Consider the following 24145-nt stretch of genomic DNA (forward strand, 5'->3'; position numbering starts at 1 on the left):
GCGGCGCTCTTTAGGAGTCTGATTTCGGACGCGGTCCGAGAAGAAGGGAACTTGAGGATGGATTGGCGGGCGAGAACAGCGGACGCTTGAGGCCGGCCCCGCGCAGTGGCGTCGTGTCGAACGGGACGGTGCTCTCCGGCTCGGATTGCCCCTTCAATTCGTCGACCGAGCAGATGCCCGCCACGTAGGTCGGCTCGGGCCCGAACACGGCGCCGCGGCGGGCATATTTGTCGTAAGTCAGCGGCAGCGTGTTGTTCAGTCCTTCGCGACCAAGCCCACCCTTGGCGTCGATCGCCATCATCTCGCTCGCGCACATCTTGCCGGGCTCGACGCACATGTTGACGATGGCCTTGAACAGGTCGCCATCGACCGAGCCATAGCGGCGAACCGGCTCGTTGGCGCTCGGACGTTCGAGCACGAGATATTCGTTGCGGCCGAGCATGTCGCCGCTTGCCTTCACCTTCGCGATCCATTTGTCGAAGTCGGCCGTCGTCAGGCTATGGAACGAGAAGTACATCCCGGAGAAGCCAGCGCCGCTGTAGTTGGCGGAGAAGCCTTTGTAGACGCCGGGCTTGTTGGTCACGGCGTGCAGCTTCGTCTCCATGCCCGGCATGGCGTAGACCTGGCCTGCCAGCGCCGGAATGTAGAAGGAGTTCATCACGGAGGAGGCCGTGATGCGGAAACGAATCGGGCGGTCGACGGGGGCTGCAAGCTCGTTGACGGTCGCGACGCCGTACTCCGGATAGATGAACAGCCATTTCCAGTCGAGCGCGACCACCTCGACATTGAGCGGCTTGTCCTGGGCCTCGATCGGGCGATCGGCGTCAATGCGGCCAAGCGCGCGGTAGGGGTCGAGCAGGTGGGTGGCCATCCAGGTCAAAGCGCCCAGGCAGACGATGATCAGGAGCGGCGCCGACCAGATGACGAGCTCGAGCTGGGTGGAATGGTCCCAATCGGGCTCATAACGGGCTGATGTGTTCGACTGCCGGTAGCGCCAGGCGAACAGCGCGGTCAGCGCCATCACCGGCAGGACGATCAAGAGCATCAGAACGGTGGAGATCACGACCAGGTCGCGCTGTTGCACGGCCACGTCGCCGGCCGGGGCGAGCACGACAAAATCGCAACCTGAAAGAGCGGCTGCGAGTGGCAGCAACGCAAGAATCCTCAAGACACGCACGGTGGAACCTTGTTGGAAATTTCCTATGTGAAACAGGGGGTAGCTGCGATGCAACAAGGAGGACATTGGACAATTTGTCCAATGTTGCAGTGCGCAATGGCGGCTCAAACAGCGCCTTTGAGGTCGCTAACGGCAAGACCGCCTGGCGGCCGCCTCAATCAAGAACGGCATAAGGCATAAGGCGCGATGGCGATGACACAGGCCCCTGCAATGGCTCACGGCCACCCGATGACGGCAGGTCACGAACCGGCGCGCCCCGGGGAGATCGCCATCGGCGTCATCATCGGCCGCACGTCCGAATTCTTCGATTTCTTCGTCTATGCGATCGCGTCAGTGATCGTGTTTCCGCGCCTGGTGTTCCCATTTGCGAACGAACTGACCGGGACACTTTATTCTTTCGGCATCTTCGCGCTTGCCTTCGTGGCGCGTCCGCTCGGGACCGTCATCTTCATGACGATCGACCGCCACTACGGTAAGAGCGCGAAGCTGATCATCGCGCTGTTCCTCTTGGGGACTGCGACCGTCGCACTCGCCTTCCTGCCCGGCTACGACACGATCGGCGTGGCCGCGATCTGGCTGCTGGCGCTGGCGCGCGCCGTGCAGGGCCTGGCCTGGGGCGGGGCCTGGGACGGTCTTGCCTCGCTGCTCGCTATCAATGCGCCGCGGCATCACCGCGGCTGGTACGCCATGGTGCCGCAGCTCGGCGCGCCGCTTGGACTGATCGTGGCGAGCGCCCTGTTCGCGTTCTTTGCCGGCAACCTGTCCGCGGAAGATTTCTTCGACTGGGGCTGGCGCTACCCGTTCTTCGTCGCGTTCGCGATCAACGTGGTCGCCCTGTTCGCGCGGCTGCGCATGGTGGCGACCCCGGAATATGATTCGGCATTCGAAAGCCGCGAACTGCAGCCGGCCCGCATCGTCGATACGGTTCGGGACGAGGGCCGTAATATCCTGCTCGGCGCCTTCGCGCCGCTGGCGAGCTTTGCGCTGTTCCACATGGTCACGGTGTTTCCGCTCTCCTGGGTGTTCCTGTTCACCCGCGAAAGCCCGGTGCGGTTTCTCATCATCGAGATGATCGGCGCCGCGTTCGGCGTCGTCGCGATCGTGGCTTCGGGAGTGATCGCCGATCGCGTCGGCCGAAAGTTACTGCTGACCGGTTCGGCGATCGCGATCGCGGTCTATAGCGGCTTCGCCCCGCAACTGCTCGATGCCGGCGCCGTCGGTGAAACGATCTATATGGTGCTCGGCTTCATTCTGCTGGGCCTGTCTTTCGGCCAGTCTTCGGGAGCGATCGCCTCCAGCTTCGCGCCGATGTACCGCTACACCGCCTCGGCGCTGACCTCGGACCTCGCCTGGCTGTTCGGCGCCGGGTTTGCGCCGCTGGCCGCGCTCTTGCTCGCGACCCATTTCGGCCTGATCTCCGCTGGCGCCTATCTCTTGTCCGGCGCGGTGTGGACGCTGCTGGCGCTCTGGCTGAGCGGGCTGCGCGAAAACATCATCGAGTAAGGGGAAGCGCATTTCGGTTCTGATTGAATCAGAACCGAAGCTCCAGACCCTTGTTTTGACGCGTTTTCTGCGCAGATAAGTGTACGCAATCTGCGTAAACTTGATTGCTACGCGAACCGGGATCCACCCTCGGATCAAGTCCGAGGGCATGCTTCGCTCGAAAACGCTTCGCTATTCCACCACGATCTTCACGCGATCGCGAGGCTTGACCTGGGCGTGGGCGTCCAGCCCGTTGAGGACGCGGAAGCGCTCGGCGGGGTGGTCGACGCCGCCCATGCGGTGCGAGAGCGATTCCACGGTGTCGCCGGGCTGCACGGTGATGACCTTGATGCGCAGCGGGCGCGCGGCCTGGATTTCCTCGAGCGTCAGGCGCCGGAACGAATTGACGGTCTCGCGCGCATTGCGCTCGCTCTCGGTCGTCTTCTGCTTGGCCGCGAAGATGAAGCGATAGACGTCGCTGCCGAAGCGCAGCGCGTAGACCTTGAACTGCCATTGGTCGCCCCGCGCGGTGGCGGACGCCGCCGGGAAGCCGTTGACGGTGATATCCTCTGTGGAAGCCTTGTCGACGCCTTCCATCCAGCCGGAGTTGAGATAGTCGCCGAGCGACTGCTCCGCCGGCACCCGCACCACGTCGAACCGCATCGCCTGCGAGCCGCCTTCGCGCACGCCGATCACCGCCTGCGCAGTGTTGTCGAGCGTGAAGTTCTCGGGTGCCTGGAAGGTGAAGGCGAGCTTGGGGTGCAGGAAGCGGCGGCCGCGGACGAAACCTTCGCTCGGATCTTCGCCGTAGACGATGTTGTCGATCGCGGCGAGATAGGTCTCGCGGTCGCGCTCGGCACCTTCGGGCGCCGTATACTGCCGCGCCGCGGCCTGCGCATTGGAGACGCGTTCGGGCGTTGCCGGATGCGAGGACAGGAAATCCTGCGCGCGCGGATCGAACGAGGTCTTGCCGACCTTCAGCGCCGCATTGCGCTCCATCGCGGTGAGGAAGCGCGAGGCGCCATAGGGGTCGAAATGCGCGCGCGCGGCGATGCCGACGCCGATGCCGTCGGCCTCGAATTCCTGCTGGCGCGAGAAGCTCGCCATCGTGAGCTTGGTCTTGGCCAGGGCCAGCGCAGTGAGGTCGGGATCGTTGCTCATGTCGGTGACGACACGCGTCACCACCGCCGCCTGCCGCGCCTGGTCTTCACGGATGGAGGCGTGCTTAGCCAGCACATGCGCCATCTCGTGGCTCAGCACGGACGACAACTCCGAGGTGTCGCTGGCGAGCGCGATCAGGCCACGCGTGACATAGAGCTGTCCGGTCGGCAGCGCGAAAGCGTTCACCGCGCCGGAATTGAGGATCGTCACCTTGTAACCCTGGTCGGGACGGTCGGACGCGGCGACCAGCCGATCGACTGTCTTGCTGATCAGGCCTTCCAGCTTTGGGTCGTCATAGGCGCCGCCATAGGTGGCAAGGATCCGCTCATGCTCGCGTTCGCTCGCCGGCGTCTGCGCCACCGTGGGCTTCGGCTTTGCCGGTTGGGGCGTCGCGACCGGAGCTGCGGTTTCGAACCGGCCGATGCCGAGGTTGCCGCAGGCGGACAGAAGGGTCGCCGCGCACAGGAGCGCCAGCGCAGCCGAAAGGCCGCGGCCCGTCCTGTCCCGCCGTCCCACACCCTCAATCACGTCAGCTACTCTCAAGCTGCCGGAAGATATCATGGTCCGACCGGCCGAATCATGACCCCATCCCTGTTTGCGCCCTGTTTGCGCATGATCTCTTGGAAGAACGAGCCTCCACGTCCCGGATCATGCTCTCATCTGTTTGCTTGAGCACGATCTTTTCGGAGAACCGCTTCCCCTTTTCATGCCCTTAGTTCCCGCCAAGCACTTCCAACTGCCCCACCCGGAGCAGTTCGATCCGTGGCCCGTTGCGCGCTTCGACCCAGCCGCGGACACGAATCCGTCGATTTTCCAGGGACTTAGGCGCAAGCCCGGCCGCCTCGAGCGCGGGGATCATGCGCCTTGGAATAGTCACAGCAAAGTCCCGTGTCCAGTTCCGGCCAAAGTTGAGGTAGGTGGTTGCTCCCGCCTGACGGACGGACAAAACCTTCCCCTCGACCACCGCAAAGCGCCCGATCCCCGCCAAAATATCGCCCGGACTTTCCGCGTTTTTTATGGCGGAGGCGTCGGCCCAAGTTCCCCTTTTGGCCTGCCTCGCCTCGGCCTCGGCCGCAAGCAACAGGGTGGCGCAATCCTGGTTCGAGACATCAGGCGATACCATCGCCTGTCCCTGCTTCAATAGTTCGCTTTGTACGGCCGCGTCGGACCCCGAGACAAAGACGAAGGCCGCCTGGCGTCCATAGCGGTCCGGCACGTCGTCCTCGCCCTGCAGCGAGATGTCGCGTCCCATCACCAGCGCCGACAGGGCTGCGGCCCCTTTCTGCCGGTCCGCAATCTCGATGCCGGCGAGGCGGATCTCGCGGCCGTCTTCGAGGCGAAAGCTGCGCGCGTCGGTCACGGACACGACCCGGCCCTCGCCCTGGGCTTCGAAAGCGCATCCCGCCGCGCGGGCCGAATCGGTTACCACTGTACTGATGAGGCACAACAGCAACATTTGTGCGCAAAATTTCGTGTGATGCGCTGTCACTTTGTGGCCCCGTGTCATGACGCCGCTGCTAGCCGACTGAATTAGGACATGATTTTCCGCAACGACGTCGGTCTCCGTCCGACACTATCCCCGGGGCATTTTGACTTGAGGCCGATTGCGAGCATAAGTAGCACCCCATCGGCGGGGACCAGCAATGAAGCCGGAGCGCTGGGTTTCGCGCAAGCCAGTCTTGCCGCGCGTCCCGGCACAACAGGAAAGATAAGTGCTGCATGAACTCGTTTTTTCGGCGGCAGTTGACCGATTACGTTGAATACCATCGTGACCCCTGGAATTGCGTGATGCATGTGTTCGGCATCGTGTTCCTGTTTCTGGCGGCCATTCTCCCCCTCAGCCTGTTGTCCTTCACCCTGTTCGGAGTTGAGGTCAGCGCGGCCGTGATCGCCGTGCTGCCGGTCCTGTTCTATTGGTTTTTGCTCGATCTTGCGCTTGGCGCCGGAATCTTTTGCGGGGCTGTCGCTCTGCTGTCACTGGCCGCCTGGATCGTCGGTCATGTGACCACCACCGGCCTGTGGTCGCTTACGGCGGTCCTCCTGGTCGTAGGAGTCGCCTCGCAGGTCATTGGACACCAGGTGTTCGAGCGCAGGAAGGCCTCGATGGCCGACCACCCCACGCACCTTCTGCTCGGACCGATGTTCGTGATGGCGAAATTATTCATCGCGCTGGGCTTCCGGCGCGATCTCGCGAGTATTATCCAGCCTCCGCAAGATTCCCTGTCGTATTCCCAGTAGCTCCAGCCGTACTGCGTCCCACCGCATGACACGAATCCTGGTTACAGGCGGTAACGGCTTCATTGGCAAGCACCTGGTCGCAGCGCTTGTCGCGCAAGGCAGCGACGTGCGTGTGCTTGATCTGCAGCCGCCGTCGCGAGCGTTGCCGAAGGTCGAGTATGTCAAGGGATCGGTGCTCGACCGCGACCTCGTACACAGCGCCATCGACGGCGTCGACGAGGTCTATCACCTTGCCGGGCTGCCCGGGATGTGGCTGCCGCGGAAGGCCGATTTCCACGACGTCAACTGTGGTGGCACCGAGGTCGTGATCGGGACCGCGTGCAAGCGTGGCGTGAAGCGGCTCCTGCACTGCTCCACCGAATCAATCCTGTTCCGCGCCTCGCGATCGGACGATCGCCTGGCCGACGATGCGCTATTGCCCGACAACATGCCGGGGCCCTATACGCGCTCGAAAATGCTCGCCGAACGCTACGCGATGCAACAGGCGACATCCGGATATCCTGTCGTCATCGGCTGCCCGACGATGCCGATCGGGACCCACGACCACAATTTCACGCCGCCGACGGAGATGCTCCGGCTGTTCCTGAACCAGCGCGTGCAGCTCTATCTGGACTTCGTCGTGAACCTGGTTGACGTGCGCGATGTCGCGGCAGGGCTGATCCTCGCCATGGAACGCGGGCAGTTCGGACATCGCTACATTCTCGGCGGCGAAGGCATCGCGCTGAAGCAGGTGCTGCGGATCATGTCGCATGTCCGGGGCCGCCGCACGCCGCGCCTTGCGATGAATGGCCGCCTCGCCGAGATCACCGCGGGCCTTCTGGAGTTCGTTGCCGATCGCGTGACCCATCGGCCGCCATCTGGCACCGCTGAAGGGGTGCGGATCGCGCGGCGGGCAGAGGCGCTGTCGATCGAAAAAGCGCAGCGTGAACTCGGCTATGCGCCCGGGCCAGTCGAGCCCGTGCTTCGCGAAACCATTGCGCATCTGCTTGGCTCCGGTCACAATCAGGCGGAATGGGAACCGGCGTCGAGCCCGGGCGCCCAATCGTTCAATACCACGCGCCGATTTGGCGTCTGATCCAATCGCCTGATACGGTTGCAATATGTCGCAAGACCCTGGTCAATGGTTCGCGTTTGTCTGGAGCGGGTGGACCGCCACCTGGCCCACCCAATTGCTCGCCATCATCTGGATTCTGTGGGTCACGAGCTGGGTCGTGGCGTCGGTGTGGTCCGGCCAGACCAAGAAGCATGTCATGACCTCGGAGTCGCTGAGGTACCGCATCCCCATCCTCCTGGGCGCGATCCTGTTCCTGCCGTGGACCGGAAGGATCCTGGGTGAAAAGCCGCTGTGGCAGTTCGGCAGCCTCGGCATCTATGTGATGGCGGTCCTGACGCTTGCCGGAATCTCCTTCACGTGGTGGGCGCGAATCCACCTCGGACGGTTCTGGTCGAACGCTATCACGCACAAGGAGGGCCACCACGTCATTGACACCGGGCCGTATGGCCTTGTGCGCCACCCGATCTATACCGGCCTGATCGCAGGAATGCTGGTCACCGGCATTGCCGTCGGGACGGTGACGGCGATCCTCGGGGCAGTGCTGATCTCGCTTGGCATGGCGCAGAAGGCCCGCATGGAGGAGGTATTCCTCAGCGCCGAACTCGGCGCGGAGGAATATGGCGCCTATCGCCGGCGCGTTCCGATGCTGATCCCGTTCATGCCGGCCGGCTAGCGCAGGATGGTTTCTGCCTAAATCGGTGTGCCGTAGCCCGGGTGGAGCGTCGGCGTAACCCGGGACATCTGCTTCAGCGTTTGCGAGTGGCCCCGGGTTTGCGCGTTCCGCTCCACCCGGGCTACGTGCAGAAATCCGTCACCGTGGTCGCGGCGAGGACTTCTCGCCCGAAGCCTGGCCCCGCGAAGAGCGGGGAGCGGGACTTGTCGGTCGCTTTGCCGGCTCCGCAGCCGTCGCTGTCGTGGCGGGCTGCTGTGCGACCGGCATCAGGTGACGCGGAATGACGATGCGCTGACCGGCGGTCAGCGGGGCGTTATCCGGTAGCTGATTGGCCTGGGTGAGCGCCCACGGCGGGACGTGGTTCGCCGTGGCGAGGCTCTGCAAGGTGTCGCCTGCGCGGGCGAATTGCGGAATGCCGCTATCCCATAGCTCCAGCGGAGCGTCCGCTGGAACGATGTAGCGCAGCGGCGCCGTCTCGCCCTTGACCTGCATCGGTGTCGTCCCGAGTTGCACGACCGCATTCACCAACTGGTCGTGGATGGTGTCCATCTTGTCGATGTTGATGTGGGTGACTTCCGAGTGATCCTTCAAGTCGTAGCTTGCATAGTGGCCCTGATAGCCTGTCTCCGCGACGACATCGCCGCCCCCCAGCACGCTGTCGGACATGAAGATATTGATGAAGCGCTCGACATTGAGCGGCACTTTCCCCGTTGCGTGCGCCGGATCGATGGCGACAATCAGGTTGACCGGGATATTTTCCTGCTGCAGGACCTCCGCGAATATCACGGAGCAGAGTCCGCCCATCGAGTGCCCAATCAGGACGATCGGAAGAGGATCCTTTTTGTATTCGCGGATCGCCTTCGCGGCGATGAGCCGGCAGATGGTAAACTCGTAGACGTCGGCCTGGACGCCGACCTCCTCGAGGCGGCTGGTCAGTTGATCCATGCCGCGCGAAAAAATCGGGCCCATTGCGCCGCGAAACAGATAGGCGCGCACGCGTGGAGTCGGCGGGGGCTGTTCCGGGGCAGGCGGCGGCGGTGCCGCCACCGCAGCGGCGGTATTGGCCTGCTTTGCGGCGGGAGCCGCGAGTGTGAAATTGCAACCAGCCGACCAGACGCAGGCGATAAGCATCGCCCGGAACACAATGGCCATAACCGGCTTCGGATTGATCATGCGCCTTCCGCCTGTGGTTTCGGCGCGCAGATACGCCGGCTCTCGATCGCCGGCAGGCCACTTGCCCGCGTTCAGGATGGACTATCGCGCAGGAATTGGCAGAATTGCGGCGCAACCAATGCGCCGCAATTCGATCGGCCCAGGATCAGTTGCGAGCAGCAGCCGCGCTGGCCGCCCGTGGTGGTGCGGCGACGCTTGCCTCACTCGGCTGCCGTCGCCTCGTCGGCGATGCCGGACTCGGTCGACCAAAGACGACGGCGTCAATCTCGCCGATCACCTTCTGCTGCATGATCTGGTTCTTTTCGATCGTCAGGTGCCCGACACCGGGCACGCTCGCCACATTGACGTTCTCCAGCGTGCCCTGGAAGCCCCTGGTCCTTTCGACCGGCGTGCCGGCGCCGTTGGCGACGTAGAAATTGACGTATCGTCCGACGCGTCCGGAAAGGCTGGTGTGGAACACCGAGTCCAGCCCGATTGCGAGCTTCACGGGAACGCCGAGCTGGTCCAGCCTCGCGACCATGTCGGGCAGGGAGGTCGCGCCCGAGGAGTGGCCGACCAGGATGATGGTCTTGGTCTTGCCGCTTCGGTATTCGGCCGCGGCCTCGTTGGCGAGCGACGACCAGAATACGTAATTGCTGATGGTCACCTGGATGCCCTGGCCCTGCAGCTTGGCGGCAATTTGATCCAGTCCCAGCGAGAAGATGTTCAACACCCCTCGGAGCATATAGACGTGCGCGGTGGAGGCGCGAGCGGCCGCCGATTCCGGCGCAGCCTGCGCCGGGCTTGCGACGACCGGAAGCAGCAGCAACAGCGCGGTCGCGATGGCGCGCAGCCGCGGAGACAAATGCCGGCCGACCAGTCCAGTGTGGCCGCGATATGCGTTCATGGCTCCTCCTCGAAGCGCTACCGGATATTGCCGATGACCGTAACCCCGGCGCGCTCGCAACCGCAACAAAAGCGGTACGCGTAGCGTGGCTTTACTGTTGCGGCGTGTCTCGGGAGCAACACGATCTGCGGGATTCGTTAATGTTTGTCGTGAGCTAGGGGAATGGCGGGAACTTGGCGAGAACATGGCGACCGTCGGGAGGCAAACGAAATTAGCGGCCGGGCACGCGCTTTTGATTGCGGCATATCCGGCGCGCTTACGGGCTCGATTTGCAAGCCGCTGCTTGGGGCGGCGATCCGCGGTCAAAGCGCTGCCTGGTCCGGCCGCCGCGACCACAAACTTCGATGAACATCGAGATATTTCGTGCGGCTGACAACGCCGAAGATCATTCCGCTTAGCGGAAAACCAAAGATGGATTCATGCGTTGCCGCGGCTTGCTGCCATCAATCCCATGCGGCATGATCGCGCCGCAAAATGGTAGACCACAGTCAATGTGGCTGACGAACCGGGAGGGCTTCATGAAACGAATTCTGTCAGGCGCGTTCGCCTGCATGCTGGCGGTCTCGGCCACCGCGGCGCTGGCGCAAAGCAAGCCGCCGCCGCTCAAGATCGGCGGCATCCTCGACATGTCGAGCCTCTACGCCGACATCACCGGCCCCGGCAGCGAAGCCGCCGCCAAGATGGCGGTGGAGGATTTCGGCGGCGAGGTGCTGGGGCGCAAGGTCGAAGTCGTCGTCGGCGACCATCTCAACAAGGCCGACCTCGCCGCGAACATCGCGCGCGATATGCTCGACAACCAGGGCGTCGAGATGATCTTCGACGTCGCGGCTTCCGCCACCGCGCTTGCCGCGGGCGAGATCGCCAAGGCGCGGGGCAAGATCATCATCTTCAACGGCCCCGGCTCGATCCGCCTCAGCAACGAGGCCTGCGGGCCCTACACCGTGCACTATGTGTTCGACACCTTCGCGCAGGCCAATGTGACGGGTCTCGCGGCGGTGAAGTCCGGCCTCGACACCTGGTTCTTCCTGACCGCCGACTACGCCTTTGGGCAGGATCTCGAGAAGGACACGACCAATGTCGTGGTCAAGACCGGCGGCAAGGTGCTGGGCAGCGTGCGCCATCCGCTCAACACATCGGATTTCTCGTCCTTCCTGCTGCAGGCGCAGGCCTCGAAGGCCAAGGTGGTCGGGCTTGCCAATGCCGGCGGCGATACCATCAACGCGATCAAGCAGGCGGCCGAATTCGGCCTGGCCAAGAGCGGCCAGAAACTCTCGCCGCTGCTCGCCTTCGTCACCGACATCGACAGCGTCGGGCTCGACACAGCGCAGGGGCTGCTGCTTGCCGAAGCCTTCTATTGGGACCTGAACGACGATACCCGCGCGTTCACCAAGCGCTTCATGGAGCGCACCAAGCGCGTGCCGACCTCGGCGCAGGCCGGCGTCTATTCGTCCGTCACGCATTACCTGAAGGCGGTGAAGGCCGCGGGCACCACGGATTCCGCGGCTGTCATGAAGGTGATGAAGCAGACCCCGATCAACGACATGTTCGCCAAGAACGGCAGGATCCGCGAGGACGGCCGCATGGTGCACGACATGTATCTGTTCGAGGTGAAGAAGCCGTCCGAGTCGAAGGGACGCTGGGACGACTACAAGCTGCTCGCGACCGTTCCGGGCAACGAGGCGTTCCAATCGTTGGAGAACTCGCGCTGCCCGCTGGTGAAGAAGTGACGCGAAACGTGGTCGTCATTGCGAGGAGCGTAGCGGACGAAGCAATCCATGCCTCCGCAAGCGGCGAGATGGATTGCTTCGCTTGCGCTCGCAATGACGGCGGGGGATATGATATCGAGAACCAACAACCAAGAAAGCGAATCCCATGACTGAAAACAGCATCGTCCTGCAAAACCTCGACAACGGCCTGCTCACCATCACCATGAATCGCCCGGAGCGGCGCAATGCGCTGAACCCGGATATGACGCGCGGACTTGTCGAGGCGGCGCGTCGGGCGGCCGAGGATCACGAGGTGCGCGCGGTGCTGATCAAGGGCGCCGGCGGCACCTTCTGCGTCGGCGGCGACGTGAAGTCGATGGCGGAGGGCCGGGCGCCGCTGCCGTTCGAGGCCAAGCTTGCCAATCTGCGCCGCGGCATGGAGGTCTCGCGGATCCTGCATCAGATGGCAAAGCCGGTGGTGGCGCAGCTCGATGGCGCGGCGGCCGGCGCCGGGCTCTCGATCGCGCTGTCCTGTGACCTGCGCGTGGCGAGCGAGTCATGCAAGATCACGACCGCCTTCGCCAAGGTCGGCTTCTCCGGCGATTATGGCGGGACCTATTTCCTGACCCAGCTCCTCGGCAGCGCGAAGGCGCGCGAGCTCTATCTGAGCTCGCCGGTCCTCACCGCACAGGAGGCGCATGCGCTTGGCGTCGTGACCACGGTGGTGCCGGATGCGCAGATTGACGCCGCCGCACGCGAGCTTGCGATGTCGCTGGCACAGGGACCGTCGATCGCGCTCGGCTTCATCAAGCGCAACATCAACAATGCCGAGCATCTGTCGCTCGAGGATTGTTTCGATGGCGAAGCGATCCATCACACCCGCTGCGGCGAGACCGCCGACCACAAGGAAGCGGCCAAGGCGTTCGTCGAGAAGCGCAAGCCCGTCTTCGAGGGCGAGTAGGGATGGCCGGCTATCTCAGGCTGCGCCAGATCTGCCTGGTGGCCCCACAGCTCGCGCCCGTGATTTCTGACATCGCCGACATCATGGGCCTGAGCGTCTGCTATCGCGACGGCAATGTCGCGAAATATGGGCTGGAGAACGCGCTGCTGCCGGTCGACACCATCCTGCTCGAAGTGGTGGCGCCGTTCCAGCCGGGCACGGCCGCGGGCCGCTTCATCGAGAAGACCGGCGGCCGCGGCGGCTACATGGCGATCTTCTGCTGCGACGATCCCGACGCGCGTGGCGCGCATGCCAATGCCATCGGCGTGCGCACCGCGAACGTCATCACGCATGCACTCTATCACGGCGTGCAGCTCCACCCGCGCGACTGCCGCGCTGCCTTCATCGAGTTCAACCACACCGATGGCAGCGACGATGTTCTGGGGCCTTATCCCCCGGCCGGGCCGGAGTGGCAGAAACACATCCGAAAAGATGTGACGCAGGCGCTGACAGAAGTCGAGATGCAGAGCCCGGAGCCGCAAGCGCTGGCGCAGCATTGGGGGCGGATTCTTGATTGGCCGGTGAACGGCGAGGCCGAGTTACGCCTGCCGAATTGCAGCTTCCGCTTCGTCAACGGCGAAAGCGAGATCATGAGCGCGCTCACGTTCAAGGTCGCCGATGTCGCGAAGGTCCGCGACGCTGCCGGGAAGAAAGGTCTGAACGTCGCCGGCGATGAATTCTCGTTGGGTGGGGTAACGTTCCGCCTGATGCACTGACTTGTAGGGGTGGGCAAAGCGCAGCGTGCCCACCATTCACGGTCTGTGCAAGAGAAGGTGGGCACGCTGCGCTTTTCCCACCCTACGCGTCGGCGCAAGCGGCGTTACCGCCCCTTGAAATTCGCGACGCGGCGCTCGGCGCTGGCTTTGACGCCTTCCTTGAAATCTTCCGTGGAGCGCAGCCTGGTCTGCTCGATCAGTTCATGGTTGGTGGCTGCGAGCACGCGGTCGGCGAGGTCACCGCGCATGGTGGCGCGGGTGGAGATGAGGCCGAGAGGGGAGCATTCGGCGATCTCCTGCGCGAGCTTGAGCGCCTCTGATCGCACCTGGTCCTGCGGCACCAGCACATTGGCGAGCCCCCAGCGATAGGCCTCCTCGCCGGTGACGCGGCGGCTGGTGTAGAACATCAATTCCGCGTTGTTCTTGCCGATCAACTTAGGCAGCGTGAATGTCAATCCGAAGCCGGGATGGAAGCCGAGCTTGGTGAAGTTCGCCGAGAAGCGGGCCTCGGGGCAGGTGACGCGGAAGTCTGCGGAGACGGCAAGTCCGAGTCCGCCGCCGATGGCGGCGCCGTGGACGGCGGCGACGATCGGCTTCTTGTTGCGGAAGATGCGCACCGCCTGCACATAGAGATGGTTGATCGGCAGATTGGCGGCCGGATCGGACTCCGCGCGCGCTTCCTGCTCCTGCCGTGCCGGATCGCTGAAATTGGCGCCGGCACAGAACGCCTTGCCTTGGGCGGCGAGCACACTGCTGCGGATTTCGATGTCGCGGTCGAATTCCTCGAGCGCATCCGCGATCTGATTGATCAGCGCGACGTCGAAGAAGTTCAACGGCGGTTTGCGGATTTCGATCAGGCCGACATGGCCCTGCTTCTCGACGCCGATATCGGTATATTTGCTCATGAGCGTTCCCCTTTGAACTAGCGCAGGCCGGCCGCGCGCCTAGCGCAAACCAAGTCCGCGCGCAATGATGCCGCGGAGCACTTCCGTGGTGCCGCCCTGGATCGTCAGTTTCGGCGCCGTCCTGATCGCGAACTCGAGCTGCTTCTCCAGCGTCTCGCGGTTGGATGCGGTCTCCTCGACGAAGGCGGCGAGGTCGCGCACCCGGTGCGGCAATTGCTGCTCCCATACGGTGCCGATGTCCTTGACGATGGACGCCTCCACCACCGGCTCCTTGCCGGCCTGCAGCATGCCGGCGACCGAGACCGACATGCGGCGCATGGTGTGTAGCTGCGCCACCAGGCGGCCGATGCCTTCGGCGCTGCGGGTGTCCGGCTTGTCGCCGACGGCGCGCACGAGTTCGGTCAGCACGTAGTAAGTCTCGAGGAAGCGCTCGGGGCCGCTGCGCTCATAGGCGAGCTCGCTCGTCGCCTGCTTCCAGGCGCCGTCAATCTCGCCCAGCACGTGATCGTCGGGCACGAAATAGTCGGTGAAGACGACTTCGTTGAATTCGTACTGCCCGGTGATCTGGCCGATCGGATTCACCTGAATGCCTGGTTGCTTCATCTTGACCAGGAACTGGGTCAGGCCGTGGCGGCGATTTTCCTTGGTCGGCGGCGAGGTGCGGAAGATCGCGATCATGTAGTCGGCGATATGCGCCGAGGAGGTCCAGATCTTGCTGCCGTTGATCAGATAGCCGCCATCGGTCTTGGTCGCGCGCGTCTTCGCCGCGAACAGATCCGAGCCGGAATTCGGCTCGCTCATGCCGATCGCAAAGCAGAGCTCGCCGCGGCAGATGCGCGGCAGGATGTCCATCTTGACATGCTCGGGCGCATATTTCAGCAGCACCGGTCCGCTCTGGCGGTCGGCGACGAAGAAGCGTCGTGTCGGCGCGTTGGCGACCCGCATTTCCTCGGTCACCACATAACGCTCCAGGAACGAGCGCTCCTGGCCGCCATATTTCTTTGGCCAGGTCATGCCGAGCCAGCCCTTGGCGCCGACACGGCGCGAGAATTCCGGTGCGTCGGTGTCTTCGCGGTTGGGCTTGTTCGGATCAAAGGTGCCGGCGGCGATCTCTTCGGCAAGGAAGGCGCGCACTTCTTTACGCAATCGCTCGCATTCGGGCGGCAGGCGGATCGGATCGAAACGTAGGGCTGCAGTCATAGCTCTTTCCGTAAATCAGCGCGAGGCCACCAGCGGCCACAATTCGTCGGCGCCTCTGGCGGCGACGCGCTTGCCGAGCTCAACCGCCCAATGGCTTTCCGAGCCGAAGTCGTCGCGCCAGGCCAGCGCGCGCAGCGAATAGCGGTGCAGGATGTGCTCGATGGTGAAGCCGATCGCGCCGTGCACCTGGTGCGCGATGGCGCCCCCTTTCTCCGCCGCCTCCGCGCAGCGGATCTTGGCGGACGCTGCTTCGAGGTACACCGCGTCGTCGAAGGAGGTCGCGTTCGCGATGGCGTCGGCGGCAGAGGTAGCGGCGGCGAGCGCGGCGGCCGATTCGCCAGCGAGGCGTGCGAGATTGTGCTGCACCGCCTGGAATTTCGAGATCTTCTTCTCGAAGGCGACGCGCTCATTGGAATAGCGCACGGAAATGTCGAGCATCGCTTCCAGCGCGCCCGCGATCTGCAGGCTGCGGACCACGCCGCCCATCAGCATCAGCGTGGCTTGGTCAAACCCCTTGGGCGCCGGCTTGATCGTGATTGGCTCGACCTTGTCCAGTGTCACGGTATCCGAATTGTCGTAGCCGACATTGAGGCCGGCCTCGATCCGGCCTTTGGCAGCGTCGACCAATGCGATCGAGATGCCGCCATTGTTGCCATGCGCCAGCACCGCGACATGCTTTGCCGCTTTGGCAAACGGCACGCCGCGCGCGCGGCCGGACAGGCGGCCATCAGCATTGAGCGTGATGCGGTCTTTCGGGCTCGCGGGGATCACCGTCATTTCGCCGTCGGGACAAGCGATCTTCGCTTGCGCCAGCAGCCAGCCCGCCAGCATGGTCTCGGCGAGCGGGACCGCGATCGCGAACCGGCCGGCGGCGTTGAGCACGCCAAAGCCATCGGCCAGACTCGCGCCGGAGCCGCCGAGATCGTCCGGCACCCAGGCAAGCGGCAGGCCGGCCTCGCTCAGCGCCTGCCAGAGTGGCGCTTTCCAGCTTCCCGTCTTGTCACTGTTGATGGTCTGGGCGTCGGCGAGATCGGCAAAGATTTTCTCTGCGGTCTCGACGACGATATTCTCACTCTCCGCCACGGCGTTCCTCAAGTTATCGAATTTGGCACGTCTCGGACGCGCCAAACTGTCGCGCCGAGTGCGTTCCGTTCTTGCGCTTTATGATGCGGAAAAGCCATAGCCGTGACAAGCGCTGTCCGCAGGGCCGCCTGCGGCGGCGGCATGCGAGCCATAGTGCGGAAAGAGAAATTCCACGCAACGGAGTTCTGGCTTGTCGCGCTGGGTGCGCGATATGGTATGCCAGCGCCGGAACGGTTTGAGCGCAAAAGCTAAAGAGGGAGTGCGGATGTCGAAGGATGGTTTGTATGCAATCGTAACGGGCTCGGCGTCCGGCCTTGGGGCCGCGACCGCGCAGATCCTGGCCAAGGGCGGCGGGCGCGTCGTCGTCAACTATTCCAACAGCAAGAAGGAAGCCGAGGAGACCGCCGATCTCTGCCGCAGCGCCGGCGCCGAGGTCATGGTGGTGCAGGGCGACGTGTCGCGCGACGAGGATTGTCGGAAGATCGCCGCTGCGGCGGCATCCTGGGGCAGGCTGGATGCGCTCATCAACAATGCCGGCACCACCAAGCATGTCGCGCACGACAATCTCGACGGGCTCTCGGCGGAAGATTTCCAGCGCATCTACGCGGTGAACACGATCGGGCCGTTCCAGATGGTGCGCGCGACCCGTCCGCTGCTTGAAGCCGCCGCGAACGCGTCGGGGCGCGCCTCGGCGGTGGTGAATGTCTCGTCGGTCGCAGGCATCTCCGGCGTCGGCTCCTCGATCGCTTATGCTGCAAGCAAGGGCGCGCTCAACACCATGACGTTGTCGCTGTCGCGTGCGCTCGCGCCGCTCATTCGCGTCAACACGGTCTGTCCCGGCTATATCGATACGCCCTGGTTCACCAAGGGCCGCGGCGAAGCCGGCGCCAAGCAGGTGCGCGATGCTGTCGTGGCGAGGGTGCCGCTGAAGGTCGCCTCAACGGCCGAAGATATCGCGCAGCTCGTCTGCTTCCTGGCGACGCCGGCCTCGGGCAACATGACCGGCGAGTGCGTGCGCATGGATGCGGGGATGCATCTGATCGCATAATCGTCGATTGCGAGAGCACTGCGGTGGCGTGGGCAAAGCGCAGCGTGCCCACCATCCACGGACCGTACGAGAAAGGTGGGCACGCTGCGCTTTGCCCACCCCTACGTGCGCGCTCAAAGCGGCGAACGACTACCGCCTGCCGGGATCGGGAATGACGCCGCTCGCCACCAGCCGGTTCCAGATGAACAGCACCACCAGCGCGCCGATCGTGGCGGTGATGAAGCCGGCGCCCTGGTCGGGGCTGTAATGGCCGATGGCCTGACCTATCCAGGTTGCGAGGAACGCGCCGGCGATGCCGAGCACCGTGGTCAGGATAAACCCGCTCGGGTTGTTCGGTCCCGGCGACAGGAACCGCGCGATGATGCCGGCGACAAAGCCGACGATAATGATCCAGAGAATGCCGGTCATGGCGGTCGTCCTTTCCTGAAACGAGAGATCACCGCTTCACACGGTCGCAATTAGATCCGCCTCGAGATTTCATCGTCGTTCGGCAACCGGCCGTCCGGCGTCAGATGATTGATGGCGTTGGGCAAATACTGGCTCAAGCCGCGGAGCAGGTCGTCGCGCGACATTCCGCTCTGCGCGGAGATCTGGTCGATCTGGTCGGCACCCAGCGCATTGGCGAGATCGCCCGGCGCGACCTGCTTGTTCGGGCCGTTGCTGACCCAGGAATCGGCGTGGTCACCAAGGCCCTTGTCCTGGAGTTGCTTGAGGAGATCGCCGAGCCCGCCGCTGAGGACGGTGCCGGCCGCACCACCCGCGAGCAGTCCGCCAAGGCCGCCCTTGAGAAGGTCGCTCAGCCCGCCGCCGGCGGGACCGCCGGGAAGGCCTGCGGCCACGACGTTGCCGGGCGGGGGAGCCGGTGTCTGAGGTGGCGTCGGCGTCGGCGCCTGCCGTGGGGCCTCGCCGGGCTGGTTGGTGAAATGCTTGACCGCCTTCCAGGCCAGTAGTGCCAGGATGGCCATGGTCATTGGCGACATGCCGCCCTTGTCGGATTCGGCGCTCGGCGTGCTGGGCCCGCGCGGGCCATTCTGCATGCCGTTGAGTACGTCGAGTAAACCCATCGTCTTCTCCCGCGTATCTGCCCCGCGCCGAAAACATAACGGCCGCCCATGACGGTTACAAGGCACGGCCGCAAGCTGCGGCTTCCGTTCGGTAGGCACAAAATACCAACTCTGCTATCGATTATGGTCACGAGGTTGAACGGCGGATGAATGCTTTAGATCGACCGATCGGGATCGCCGGCGCCGGCAGCATCGGCTGTTTTGTCGGCGGCATGCTGGCTGCCGCCGGCCGCAAGGTGGCGCTGTTGGCGCGGCCGCGCGTGATCGATGAAATCAGGGGTAACGGGCTGCGGCTGACCGGCTTCGACGGGTCGGAGCAAAGGCTTGCCGCGAATGAAATCACGCTGTCGGACGATCCCTCGATTTTTGACGACGCCGGCACGGTGCTGGTCACGGTCAAGAGCGCGGATACCGCTGATATGGCCGACATCATCGCCGGCCACGCGCCTGAAGACGCTGATATCGTCAGCCTGCAGAACGGCGTCGGCAATGTCGGCCTGTTGCGCCAGCGTTTGCCCGGGCGAAAGGTGCTGGGCGGGATGGTGCCGTTCAACGTGGTCGGGCTCGGCGAGGGCAGGTTTCACCGCTCGACATCAGGCGCGATCGTCGTCGAACGGGATGCGGCGGCCACGGCGCAGCGATTATCGGTGCCGGGCCTTGCGATGCGCGCCACCGACAATATTGACCGCGTGCAGTGGGGCAAGCTGATCGTCAATCTCAACAACGCGCTGAATGCGCTCTCCGACGTCCCGCTGCGCCGGCAGCTCGCGCAGCGAAGCTGGCGAAAGCTGTTCGCCGACCAGATGGCGGAGGGGCTCGCGGTAATCAAGGCGGAAGGCATCAGGCCGGTGTCGCCGACGCCGATTCCGCCTGGGCTGATGCCGCCGCTGTTGCGGCTACCCGATATGATCTTCGGGGCACTGCTCGGGCGCACCATGAAGATCGATCCGCAGGCGCGCTCCTCGATGTGGGAAGATCTCAAGCGCGGGCGCCGCACCGAGATCGATTATCTGCAGGGCGTCATCACAGATATCGCCGACCGGCGCGGCCTGAAGGCGCCGCTGTCGCGGCGTATCGTCGAACTGGTCAAGCAGGCCGAGGCGGCGGGCAAGGGCTCGCCCGGGTTGACGGTCGAGCAGATCCGAGGCTGATGCCTTGAAACGGCGTCGGTCCCGCACGACTTTCAATGAGGACATGATGAAGGAGGATCGATGAGACGGATCGCCACCGCACTGTGGTCGGTTGTGACCCTGACTCTAGGTTCAGTCGCGGCCTCCCATGCCGCGCCGCCGACGGTCGTCCCATCCCCAGGCTATGACGCACGATTGCAGGAGAGCCGCGCGGCATCGCGGGCGCCGACCTTTGATCCGGTTGCGCCTGCCCGCAAGCCGGTCGCGCCGCACCGCGCCAAGCGGACCCATCCGCGCTAGTTAGGGCACGTCGTAGCCCGGGTGGAGCGAAACGCAACCCGGGATCTTTGCCTTAGGCGGGGGCGGCCCCGGGTTACGCTTTCGCTTCACCCGGGCTACTACAATTCCGAATGGATCAGCTCCGCTGCTTCGCCTTGGCGGGCGGCGCCGGCGGCTGCGGGGCGAAAATCTTCTTGAACTCGTTCCAGCTCGCGGAGACCCGCGGCCAGTCGCAGGAAAACGAGTCCTTGGCGCATTTTGCGGCTCTGATGCGCTCGGCCCGCTTGACCGGGCTTGCCACCGGCACCGGCACCCGCACCGTCTCGGTCCGCAATGTCACCTTCTGGACGTCCGGCTGCGCGGGCGGTTGCATTGGCGGTTGCTGCGCTTGCGCTTCCTGCTGCTGCTTCAAGGCGAGCGCCGCGGTCATGCTCTCGCGGCGCTGCTTTTCCAGATAGCGTGCATATTCCTGGTCGATCTTCTTCTGCTCCTCCGGCGTCGGGTTGGGGCCGGAGATGTCGAATGAGCGGTCCTGCAGGAAGTCATAATAAGTGTAGCCGCCGCCGGGCTTGCGGCGGCCGGCGAATTTCGCGTTGCAGTCGCCAAGCTGCGAGGTCTTGTCTTCCTTGGTCTTCGCCTTCTCGGCGACGTCGGCGCATTCCTCGAAATCCCTCGGCGTGCCGCGCCACCATTGCGCGTCGACGCGCGCGGGCGCAAGCACGGCTGCACCGGCGGTGGCGGCAACACTGAGCATTAGCAAACGCGAGGCGATCACAGAGGCATTCCCAGCCAGATTCGGACGGGCGAGAGAGTTGGGCGGATTGTCGTCATTTTGATGGCGCTTGTCACGGTGGAACCGTGCGTCCACAGGGTGTGGGCGAGGTCTCATAGCGCACCCGGTCACGCTTGGCTTCGATTAAAATTTTCAAGAAATTTCAAGGCGAAGGACGGCACGCAAGCTGGCCGCGGTCGTTGTCGCCGCGATTCACACAATGGGCTTGGGTCCGGATGGAACCCACGCGACAGCGACGAGGATTTCGCTTACCTCGCCCGGCCGCCACCGTTTTCCGCCCCGCCCAGGATGCAGAACCACAGCGGCGTCTGCTCGGAACGTTCTCAGGCGGCCTTCACGGTCGCGAGGAATTTTGACACTTCATTGCGCAGCAGCTCCGACTGCCGCGACAATTCGCCCGCCGCATCGAGCACATTCGATGCGCTGCCGCCGCTCTCCTCGGCGGCATGCGTGACGTCCTCGATATTCTCAGACACGTCCCTGGTGCCGACGGCCGCCTGCTGGATGTTGCGCGAGATCTCGCTGGTGGCGGCGTCCTGCTGCTCGACGGCGGAGGCGATCGCGGTCGACACTTCGCCCATCGAGCGGATCACGCCGACGATATCGCCGATGGCGCTTGCCGACTCCGTGGTCGATTGCTGGATGTCGCCGATCTGCGCGGCGATGTCGGCCGTCGCCTTGGCGGTCTGCTCGGCGAGCGATTTGACCTCCTGCGCAACCACGGCAAAACCGCGCCCGGCGTCGCCGGCGCGCGCCGCCTCGATGGTGGCGTTGAGCGCGAGCAGGTTGGTCTGGCCGGCAATGTCGGTGATGAGATGGACGATGGTGCCGATCTGCTGGGCGGCGGCCGAGAGCTTCTGCATCTTGTCGCCGGCGGCATTGATTGCCGCAGTCGCCTCCGTCGCGATCCGGGCCGAATCGGTGACGCGCGCGCCGATCTCGCGGATCGAATTGGTGAGTTGCTCGACCGCGGCGGCGACCGCGTTGACATTCGTCGTTGCCTCGCGCGAGGCCACCGTGACCAGACCCGACTTCGCCGAGGTGCGATCGGTCGCGCCCTGCAGCGATTGCGCCGCCGCCTGCAGCTCGGCGGATGCGGAGGCGACAATGCCGACGACGCCGCCGATCGCGGTCTCGAAATCCGTCGCCAGCCGGTCCAGCATCTGCCGCCGGTCGCGGCGTTCGGCCTCGGTGTAGACGGCAAGCGCAATATCCATGTCGAGCAGCGCCGCGTTGACGATCGCGCGCTGCATCGCGGCCTGCTTCGCTGCGGAGCCGCGACTCAGCATGCGCACCGGCATGCGGATCGCGACCTCGCTCACGAGATCCGACAACAGCGCATTGTAGCCGCCGATATACCAGCTCGGCTCGAGCCCGAGCCTGTTGTGAATCTCGCCGATCCGCGTCACGGATGCTTCATAGTCGGCGTCAAAGCGTCCCTCCAGAATGATGGACCAGTGCTTTACCTGCATCTGCTTGGCATGCATCATGTGCTCGCGGCTGCGGAAGAAGCGCGCGGTCTGCGCGAAGCGACTGACGTGATCGTAGAAGCGGTCAAGGATCCCGGGCAGCGCGTCGATGACAAGGCTGCGCGCCTCGCGCAACAAGGCAGTGGTGTGATGGTCGATGCGATGGAAGGCGAGACGGGTGGCAAAGCTGCCGGCGCTATTCACAGAGTGCTCCGGATGGGGAAGGAGTGAGGTGGGGACGGCCGAAAGCGGCCGCTCCCGATTCTTGCGCGATTCGAGCCAGATGACCTTGATCTGGCTCAAGCAAGGCAGGTCAGCCGGTTAACTTGTTGTTCACATCTGGCGCGCGCGTATTCGCGGAAGCGGCCCTTCGACCAGGTACGGACAGCGCGCCGGAACCCTTTCTCACGCGATCAGCCGCGAGCGGCGCCGACCGCCGCGGAGTCTGGCGATCGGACTTTCAGTCTGCTATGAGGTGCCGAAGCTCCGAGAGAGGGGTTCGCGGTCCCGTAGCTCAGCCGGATAGAGCGGCGGTTTCCTAAACCGTAGGTCGGAAGTTCGAGTCTTCCCGGGATCGCCATTCTTCCGGACGCAGGAAACCCGATAAAGACGGGCAGTTCTTGACGTACTGCATCCCTTCCGCCGATTTCAGGACCTCTCCTACTTCACCAGCGAACAGCCGCCGTCCGCCATCGGCCGGAATGCCTCTTCGGCCGGGATCGTCGCGATCAGTTTGTAGTAATCGTAGGGGTATTTGGACTGCTCGGGCTTCTTGATCTCGAACAGATAGAGCGGGTGGATGACCCGGCCGTCCTGGCGGATGGCGACGTCGCCGAAAAGCTTGTCTTTGCCTCTGAACTTCTTCATTTGGGGCACGACCTGTTTGGCATCGTCGCTTGCCGTTGCGGCGACCGCGTTGAGATAGGCCAGAGTTGAGGCGTAGACGCCGGCTTGATTGCCGCTGGGCATCTTGCCGTTCATGCCCGGTCGCGCGGCGAATCGCTTGGCGAAGGCGCGGGTGTCCTCGTCCATGTCCCAGTAGAAGGCTTCCAGGAGCTGAAGTCCCTGCGCGACCTTCAGTCCCATGCCGTGCACGTCATTGATGAACAGCAGGAACGCGACCAGTGTCTGGCCGCCTTCCTGGATGCCAAACTCGGCAGCCTGCTTGACCGCGTTGATGGTGTCGCCGCCGGCATTGGCGAGCCCGATAACCTTGGCCTTGGAGTTCTGGGCCTGCAGCAGGAACGACGCGAAGTCCGAGGTGCCGAGCGGATGCTTGCTCGATCCCAGCACCTTGCCGCCGTGCTTTTCGATGTAGCTGGTCGCTTCCGCCTCGATGCCTCGCCCGAGCGCATAGTTCACCGTGACGAAGTACCAGTCTTTGCCGCCGCGCTGCATCATGGCCGCGGCCGTGGTGTTGCCGGTGGCCCAGGCGTCGTTGACCCACTGAATGGTGTTGGGCGAGCAGGCCTTGCCGGTCAGGTCAGAGCTTGCCGTCGAGGACGCCAGGAAGGTCATTCGCGTGCCGCGAAGCAGCGAATTGATGGTGAGGCCGACGGCCGAATTCGGGACGTCGACGATCGCGTCGACCCCGTCGACGTCGAGCCATTTGCGCGCGATCGCGGACCCGACATCCGCCTTGTTCTGATGATCGGCATAGACGATCTCGACCTTGATGTTCTTGCCCCCGCCGGCGAAATCCTCCGCCGCCATCCGCGCAGCTTCCACCGAGCCCATGCCATTGGTGTCCTGGAAGATGCCGGAGATGTCATTGAGCACGCCGATGCGCACGATGTTGTCGGAGATCTCGGCGCTCGCTGCGCTCGCCGTCAGGCTTCCGAGTAGCACAAGGGTCCAGCCCAGCCGCTTCATCATCCTCTCCCCGGTCATGTCTTCGCAGCCGATCGT

The 24145-nt window shown here is 64.2% G+C and carries 23 protein-coding genes and 1 tRNA gene; 11 read left to right on the forward strand and 13 right to left on the reverse strand.

The window, feature by feature from the left end:
* Window positions 1-10: 10 nt before the first annotated feature.
* Window positions 11-1177 (reverse strand): ubiquinol oxidase subunit II, encoded by a 1167-nt coding sequence (gene cyoA, locus AAFX91_RS09760; RefSeq protein WP_394566305.1) that lies wholly within the window; start codon window positions 1175-1177, stop codon window positions 11-13.
* A 186-nt stretch (window positions 1178-1363) separates the two neighbouring features.
* Between cyoA and AAFX91_RS09765 the strand changes: the two genes are divergently transcribed.
* Window positions 1364-2680 carry an MFS transporter gene (locus AAFX91_RS09765; protein ID WP_394566306.1) on the forward strand — a complete coding sequence of 439 codons (1317 nt, stop codon included), beginning with the start codon at window positions 1364-1366 and terminating at the stop codon, window positions 2678-2680.
* Between the two features lie 171 nt (window positions 2681-2851).
* Here AAFX91_RS09765 and AAFX91_RS09770 read toward each other — a convergent pair whose 3' ends face one another.
* Window positions 2852-4348: a M48 family metalloprotease gene (locus tag AAFX91_RS09770; RefSeq protein ID WP_245476150.1), complete on the reverse strand. Its 1497-nt coding sequence runs from the start codon at window positions 4346-4348 to the stop codon at window positions 2852-2854.
* Between the two features lie 184 nt (window positions 4349-4532).
* Complete coding sequence (locus AAFX91_RS09775) at window positions 4533-5327, reverse strand: thermonuclease family protein (protein ID WP_394566307.1); 795 nt, start codon at window positions 5325-5327, stop codon at window positions 4533-4535.
* Between the two features lie 212 nt (window positions 5328-5539).
* Between AAFX91_RS09775 and AAFX91_RS09780 the strand changes: the two genes are divergently transcribed.
* From AAFX91_RS09780 to AAFX91_RS09790, 3 genes are read left to right on the forward strand one after another with little or no spacing between them, the layout of a single operon-like run.
* Window positions 5540-6058 carry a DUF962 domain-containing protein gene (locus AAFX91_RS09780; protein WP_130579252.1) on the forward strand — a complete coding sequence of 173 codons (519 nt, stop codon included), beginning with the start codon at window positions 5540-5542 and terminating at the stop codon, window positions 6056-6058.
* A 25-nt stretch (window positions 6059-6083) separates the two neighbouring features.
* The gene (locus AAFX91_RS09785; RefSeq protein WP_394566308.1) at window positions 6084-7133 is read left to right on the forward strand and encodes an NAD-dependent epimerase/dehydratase family protein; all 1050 of its coding nucleotides are present in this window, start codon (window positions 6084-6086) and stop codon (window positions 7131-7133) included.
* 25 nt (window positions 7134-7158) lie between these two features.
* Window positions 7159-7785: an isoprenylcysteine carboxylmethyltransferase family protein gene (locus tag AAFX91_RS09790; protein ID WP_130579256.1), complete on the forward strand. Its 627-nt coding sequence runs from the start codon at window positions 7159-7161 to the stop codon at window positions 7783-7785.
* Between the two features lie 138 nt (window positions 7786-7923).
* Here the strand turns inward: AAFX91_RS09790 and AAFX91_RS09795 are convergent, their stop codons facing one another.
* Window positions 7924-8958, reverse strand: coding sequence for a LysM peptidoglycan-binding domain-containing protein (locus AAFX91_RS09795; RefSeq protein WP_394566309.1), 1035 nt, complete (start codon window positions 8956-8958; stop codon window positions 7924-7926).
* Window positions 8959-9103: 145 nt separating this feature from the next.
* Window positions 9104-9844 (reverse strand): hypothetical protein, encoded by a 741-nt coding sequence (locus tag AAFX91_RS09800; protein ID WP_130579260.1) that lies wholly within the window; start codon window positions 9842-9844, stop codon window positions 9104-9106.
* A gap of 518 nt (window positions 9845-10362) precedes the next feature.
* Between AAFX91_RS09800 and AAFX91_RS09805 the strand changes: the two genes are divergently transcribed.
* The 3 genes from AAFX91_RS09805 (at window position 10363) to AAFX91_RS09815 (ending at window position 13266) form a co-directional block, all read left to right on the forward strand.
* Complete coding sequence (locus AAFX91_RS09805; RefSeq protein ID WP_394566310.1) at window positions 10363-11571, forward strand: ABC transporter substrate-binding protein; 1209 nt, start codon at window positions 10363-10365, stop codon at window positions 11569-11571.
* Between the two features lie 145 nt (window positions 11572-11716).
* Window positions 11717-12511: an enoyl-CoA hydratase gene (locus AAFX91_RS09810; RefSeq protein WP_394566311.1), complete on the forward strand. Its 795-nt coding sequence runs from the start codon at window positions 11717-11719 to the stop codon at window positions 12509-12511.
* A gap of 2 nt (window positions 12512-12513) precedes the next feature.
* Complete coding sequence (locus AAFX91_RS09815; RefSeq protein ID WP_394566312.1) at window positions 12514-13266, forward strand: hypothetical protein; 753 nt, start codon at window positions 12514-12516, stop codon at window positions 13264-13266.
* Between the two features lie 104 nt (window positions 13267-13370).
* On the opposite strand, the gene AAFX91_RS09820 is transcribed toward AAFX91_RS09815, so the two are convergent.
* Genes AAFX91_RS09820 through AAFX91_RS09830 form a run of 3 tightly spaced genes read right to left on the reverse strand, consistent with a single transcriptional unit; the run spans window position 13371 to window position 16454 of the window.
* Window positions 13371-14171 (reverse strand): enoyl-CoA hydratase/isomerase family protein, encoded by an 801-nt coding sequence (locus AAFX91_RS09820; protein ID WP_394566313.1) that lies wholly within the window; start codon window positions 14169-14171, stop codon window positions 13371-13373.
* A gap of 39 nt (window positions 14172-14210) precedes the next feature.
* A complete protein-coding gene (locus AAFX91_RS09825) occupies window positions 14211-15371 on the reverse strand; it encodes an acyl-CoA dehydrogenase family protein (RefSeq protein WP_282530521.1) in 1161 nt (386 codons plus the stop codon).
* Window positions 15372-15386: 15 nt separating this feature from the next.
* On the reverse strand, window positions 15387-16454 hold the full coding sequence (locus tag AAFX91_RS09830) for an acyl-CoA dehydrogenase family protein (RefSeq protein WP_394566314.1): 1068 nt from the start codon (window positions 16452-16454) through the stop codon (window positions 15387-15389).
* Between the two features lie 265 nt (window positions 16455-16719).
* On the opposite strand from AAFX91_RS09830, the gene AAFX91_RS09835 reads away from it, so the two are divergent.
* Window positions 16720-17502, forward strand: coding sequence for an SDR family NAD(P)-dependent oxidoreductase (locus tag AAFX91_RS09835; RefSeq protein WP_394566315.1), 783 nt, complete (start codon window positions 16720-16722; stop codon window positions 17500-17502).
* Between the two features lie 129 nt (window positions 17503-17631).
* On the opposite strand, the gene AAFX91_RS09840 is transcribed toward AAFX91_RS09835, so the two are convergent.
* On the reverse strand, window positions 17632-17910 hold the full coding sequence (locus AAFX91_RS09840; RefSeq protein WP_394566316.1) for a GlsB/YeaQ/YmgE family stress response membrane protein: 279 nt from the start codon (window positions 17908-17910) through the stop codon (window positions 17632-17634).
* A 50-nt stretch (window positions 17911-17960) separates the two neighbouring features.
* Entirely contained in the window at window positions 17961-18566 is a 606-nt protein-coding gene (locus AAFX91_RS09845; protein ID WP_394566317.1) for a YidB family protein, read from the reverse strand.
* A gap of 146 nt (window positions 18567-18712) precedes the next feature.
* On the opposite strand from AAFX91_RS09845, the gene AAFX91_RS09850 reads away from it, so the two are divergent.
* Together AAFX91_RS09850 and AAFX91_RS09855 are read left to right on the forward strand one after the other, a co-directional pair.
* Window positions 18713-19717: a 2-dehydropantoate 2-reductase gene (locus tag AAFX91_RS09850; protein ID WP_394566318.1), complete on the forward strand. Its 1005-nt coding sequence runs from the start codon at window positions 18713-18715 to the stop codon at window positions 19715-19717.
* Window positions 19718-19777: 60 nt separating this feature from the next.
* Window positions 19778-19996, forward strand: coding sequence for a hypothetical protein (locus AAFX91_RS09855; RefSeq protein WP_282530516.1), 219 nt, complete (start codon window positions 19778-19780; stop codon window positions 19994-19996).
* A 115-nt stretch (window positions 19997-20111) separates the two neighbouring features.
* Here the strand turns inward: AAFX91_RS09855 and AAFX91_RS09860 are convergent, their stop codons facing one another.
* Together AAFX91_RS09860 and AAFX91_RS09865 are read right to left on the reverse strand one after the other, a co-directional pair.
* Window positions 20112-20729 carry a hypothetical protein gene (locus AAFX91_RS09860; protein WP_282530515.1) on the reverse strand — a complete coding sequence of 206 codons (618 nt, stop codon included), beginning with the start codon at window positions 20727-20729 and terminating at the stop codon, window positions 20112-20114.
* Window positions 20730-21091: 362 nt separating this feature from the next.
* Entirely contained in the window at window positions 21092-22441 is a 1350-nt protein-coding gene (locus tag AAFX91_RS09865; RefSeq protein ID WP_394566319.1) for a protoglobin domain-containing protein, read from the reverse strand.
* A 299-nt stretch (window positions 22442-22740) separates the two neighbouring features.
* Here AAFX91_RS09865 and AAFX91_RS09870 point away from each other — a divergent pair.
* Window positions 22741-22817: transfer RNA gene (locus AAFX91_RS09870), tRNA-Arg, on the forward strand.
* Window positions 22818-22897: 80 nt separating this feature from the next.
* Here AAFX91_RS09870 and AAFX91_RS09875 read toward each other — a convergent pair.
* Window positions 22898-24109: an ABC transporter substrate-binding protein gene (locus tag AAFX91_RS09875; protein ID WP_394566320.1), complete on the reverse strand. Its 1212-nt coding sequence runs from the start codon at window positions 24107-24109 to the stop codon at window positions 22898-22900.
* Window positions 24110-24145 lie beyond the last annotated feature (36 nt).

Source organism: Bradyrhizobium sp. 31Argb, assembly GCF_043638955.1.
GTDB lineage: Bacteria > Pseudomonadota > Alphaproteobacteria > Rhizobiales > Xanthobacteraceae > Bradyrhizobium.

Excerpts from the sequence above, each read along its gene's own strand:
- AAFX91_RS09765 (WP_394566306.1), top strand. The coding sequence starts at position 1,364 with ATGGCGATGACACAGGCCCCTGCAATGGCTCACGGCCACCCGATGACG.
- AAFX91_RS09775 (WP_394566307.1), bottom strand. The coding sequence starts at position 5,327 with ATGACACGGGGCCACAAAGTGACAGCGCATCACACGAAATTTTGCGCA.
- AAFX91_RS09780 (WP_130579252.1), top strand. The coding sequence starts at position 5,540 with ATGAACTCGTTTTTTCGGCGGCAGTTGACCGATTACGTTGAATACCAT.
- AAFX91_RS09785 (WP_394566308.1), top strand. The coding sequence starts at position 6,084 with ATGACACGAATCCTGGTTACAGGCGGTAACGGCTTCATTGGCAAGCAC.
- AAFX91_RS09790 (WP_130579256.1), top strand. The coding sequence starts at position 7,159 with ATGTCGCAAGACCCTGGTCAATGGTTCGCGTTTGTCTGGAGCGGGTGG.
- AAFX91_RS09795 (WP_394566309.1), bottom strand. The coding sequence starts at position 8,958 with ATGATCAATCCGAAGCCGGTTATGGCCATTGTGTTCCGGGCGATGCTT.
- AAFX91_RS09800 (WP_130579260.1), bottom strand. The coding sequence starts at position 9,844 with ATGAACGCATATCGCGGCCACACTGGACTGGTCGGCCGGCATTTGTCT.
- AAFX91_RS09805 (WP_394566310.1), top strand. The coding sequence starts at position 10,363 with ATGAAACGAATTCTGTCAGGCGCGTTCGCCTGCATGCTGGCGGTCTCG.
- AAFX91_RS09810 (WP_394566311.1), top strand. The coding sequence starts at position 11,717 with ATGACTGAAAACAGCATCGTCCTGCAAAACCTCGACAACGGCCTGCTC.
- AAFX91_RS09815 (WP_394566312.1), top strand. The coding sequence starts at position 12,514 with ATGGCCGGCTATCTCAGGCTGCGCCAGATCTGCCTGGTGGCCCCACAG.
- AAFX91_RS09820 (WP_394566313.1), bottom strand. The coding sequence starts at position 14,171 with ATGAGCAAATATACCGATATCGGCGTCGAGAAGCAGGGCCATGTCGGC.
- AAFX91_RS09825 (WP_282530521.1), bottom strand. The coding sequence starts at position 15,371 with ATGACTGCAGCCCTACGTTTCGATCCGATCCGCCTGCCGCCCGAATGC.
- AAFX91_RS09835 (WP_394566315.1), top strand. The coding sequence starts at position 16,720 with ATGTCGAAGGATGGTTTGTATGCAATCGTAACGGGCTCGGCGTCCGGC.
- AAFX91_RS09840 (WP_394566316.1), bottom strand. The coding sequence starts at position 17,910 with ATGACCGGCATTCTCTGGATCATTATCGTCGGCTTTGTCGCCGGCATC.
- AAFX91_RS09845 (WP_394566317.1), bottom strand. The coding sequence starts at position 18,566 with ATGGGTTTACTCGACGTACTCAACGGCATGCAGAATGGCCCGCGCGGG.
- AAFX91_RS09850 (WP_394566318.1), top strand. The coding sequence starts at position 18,713 with ATGAATGCTTTAGATCGACCGATCGGGATCGCCGGCGCCGGCAGCATC.
- AAFX91_RS09855 (WP_282530516.1), top strand. The coding sequence starts at position 19,778 with ATGAGACGGATCGCCACCGCACTGTGGTCGGTTGTGACCCTGACTCTA.
- AAFX91_RS09860 (WP_282530515.1), bottom strand. The coding sequence starts at position 20,729 with ATGCTCAGTGTTGCCGCCACCGCCGGTGCAGCCGTGCTTGCGCCCGCG.
- AAFX91_RS09875 (WP_394566320.1), bottom strand. The coding sequence starts at position 24,109 with ATGAAGCGGCTGGGCTGGACCCTTGTGCTACTCGGAAGCCTGACGGCG.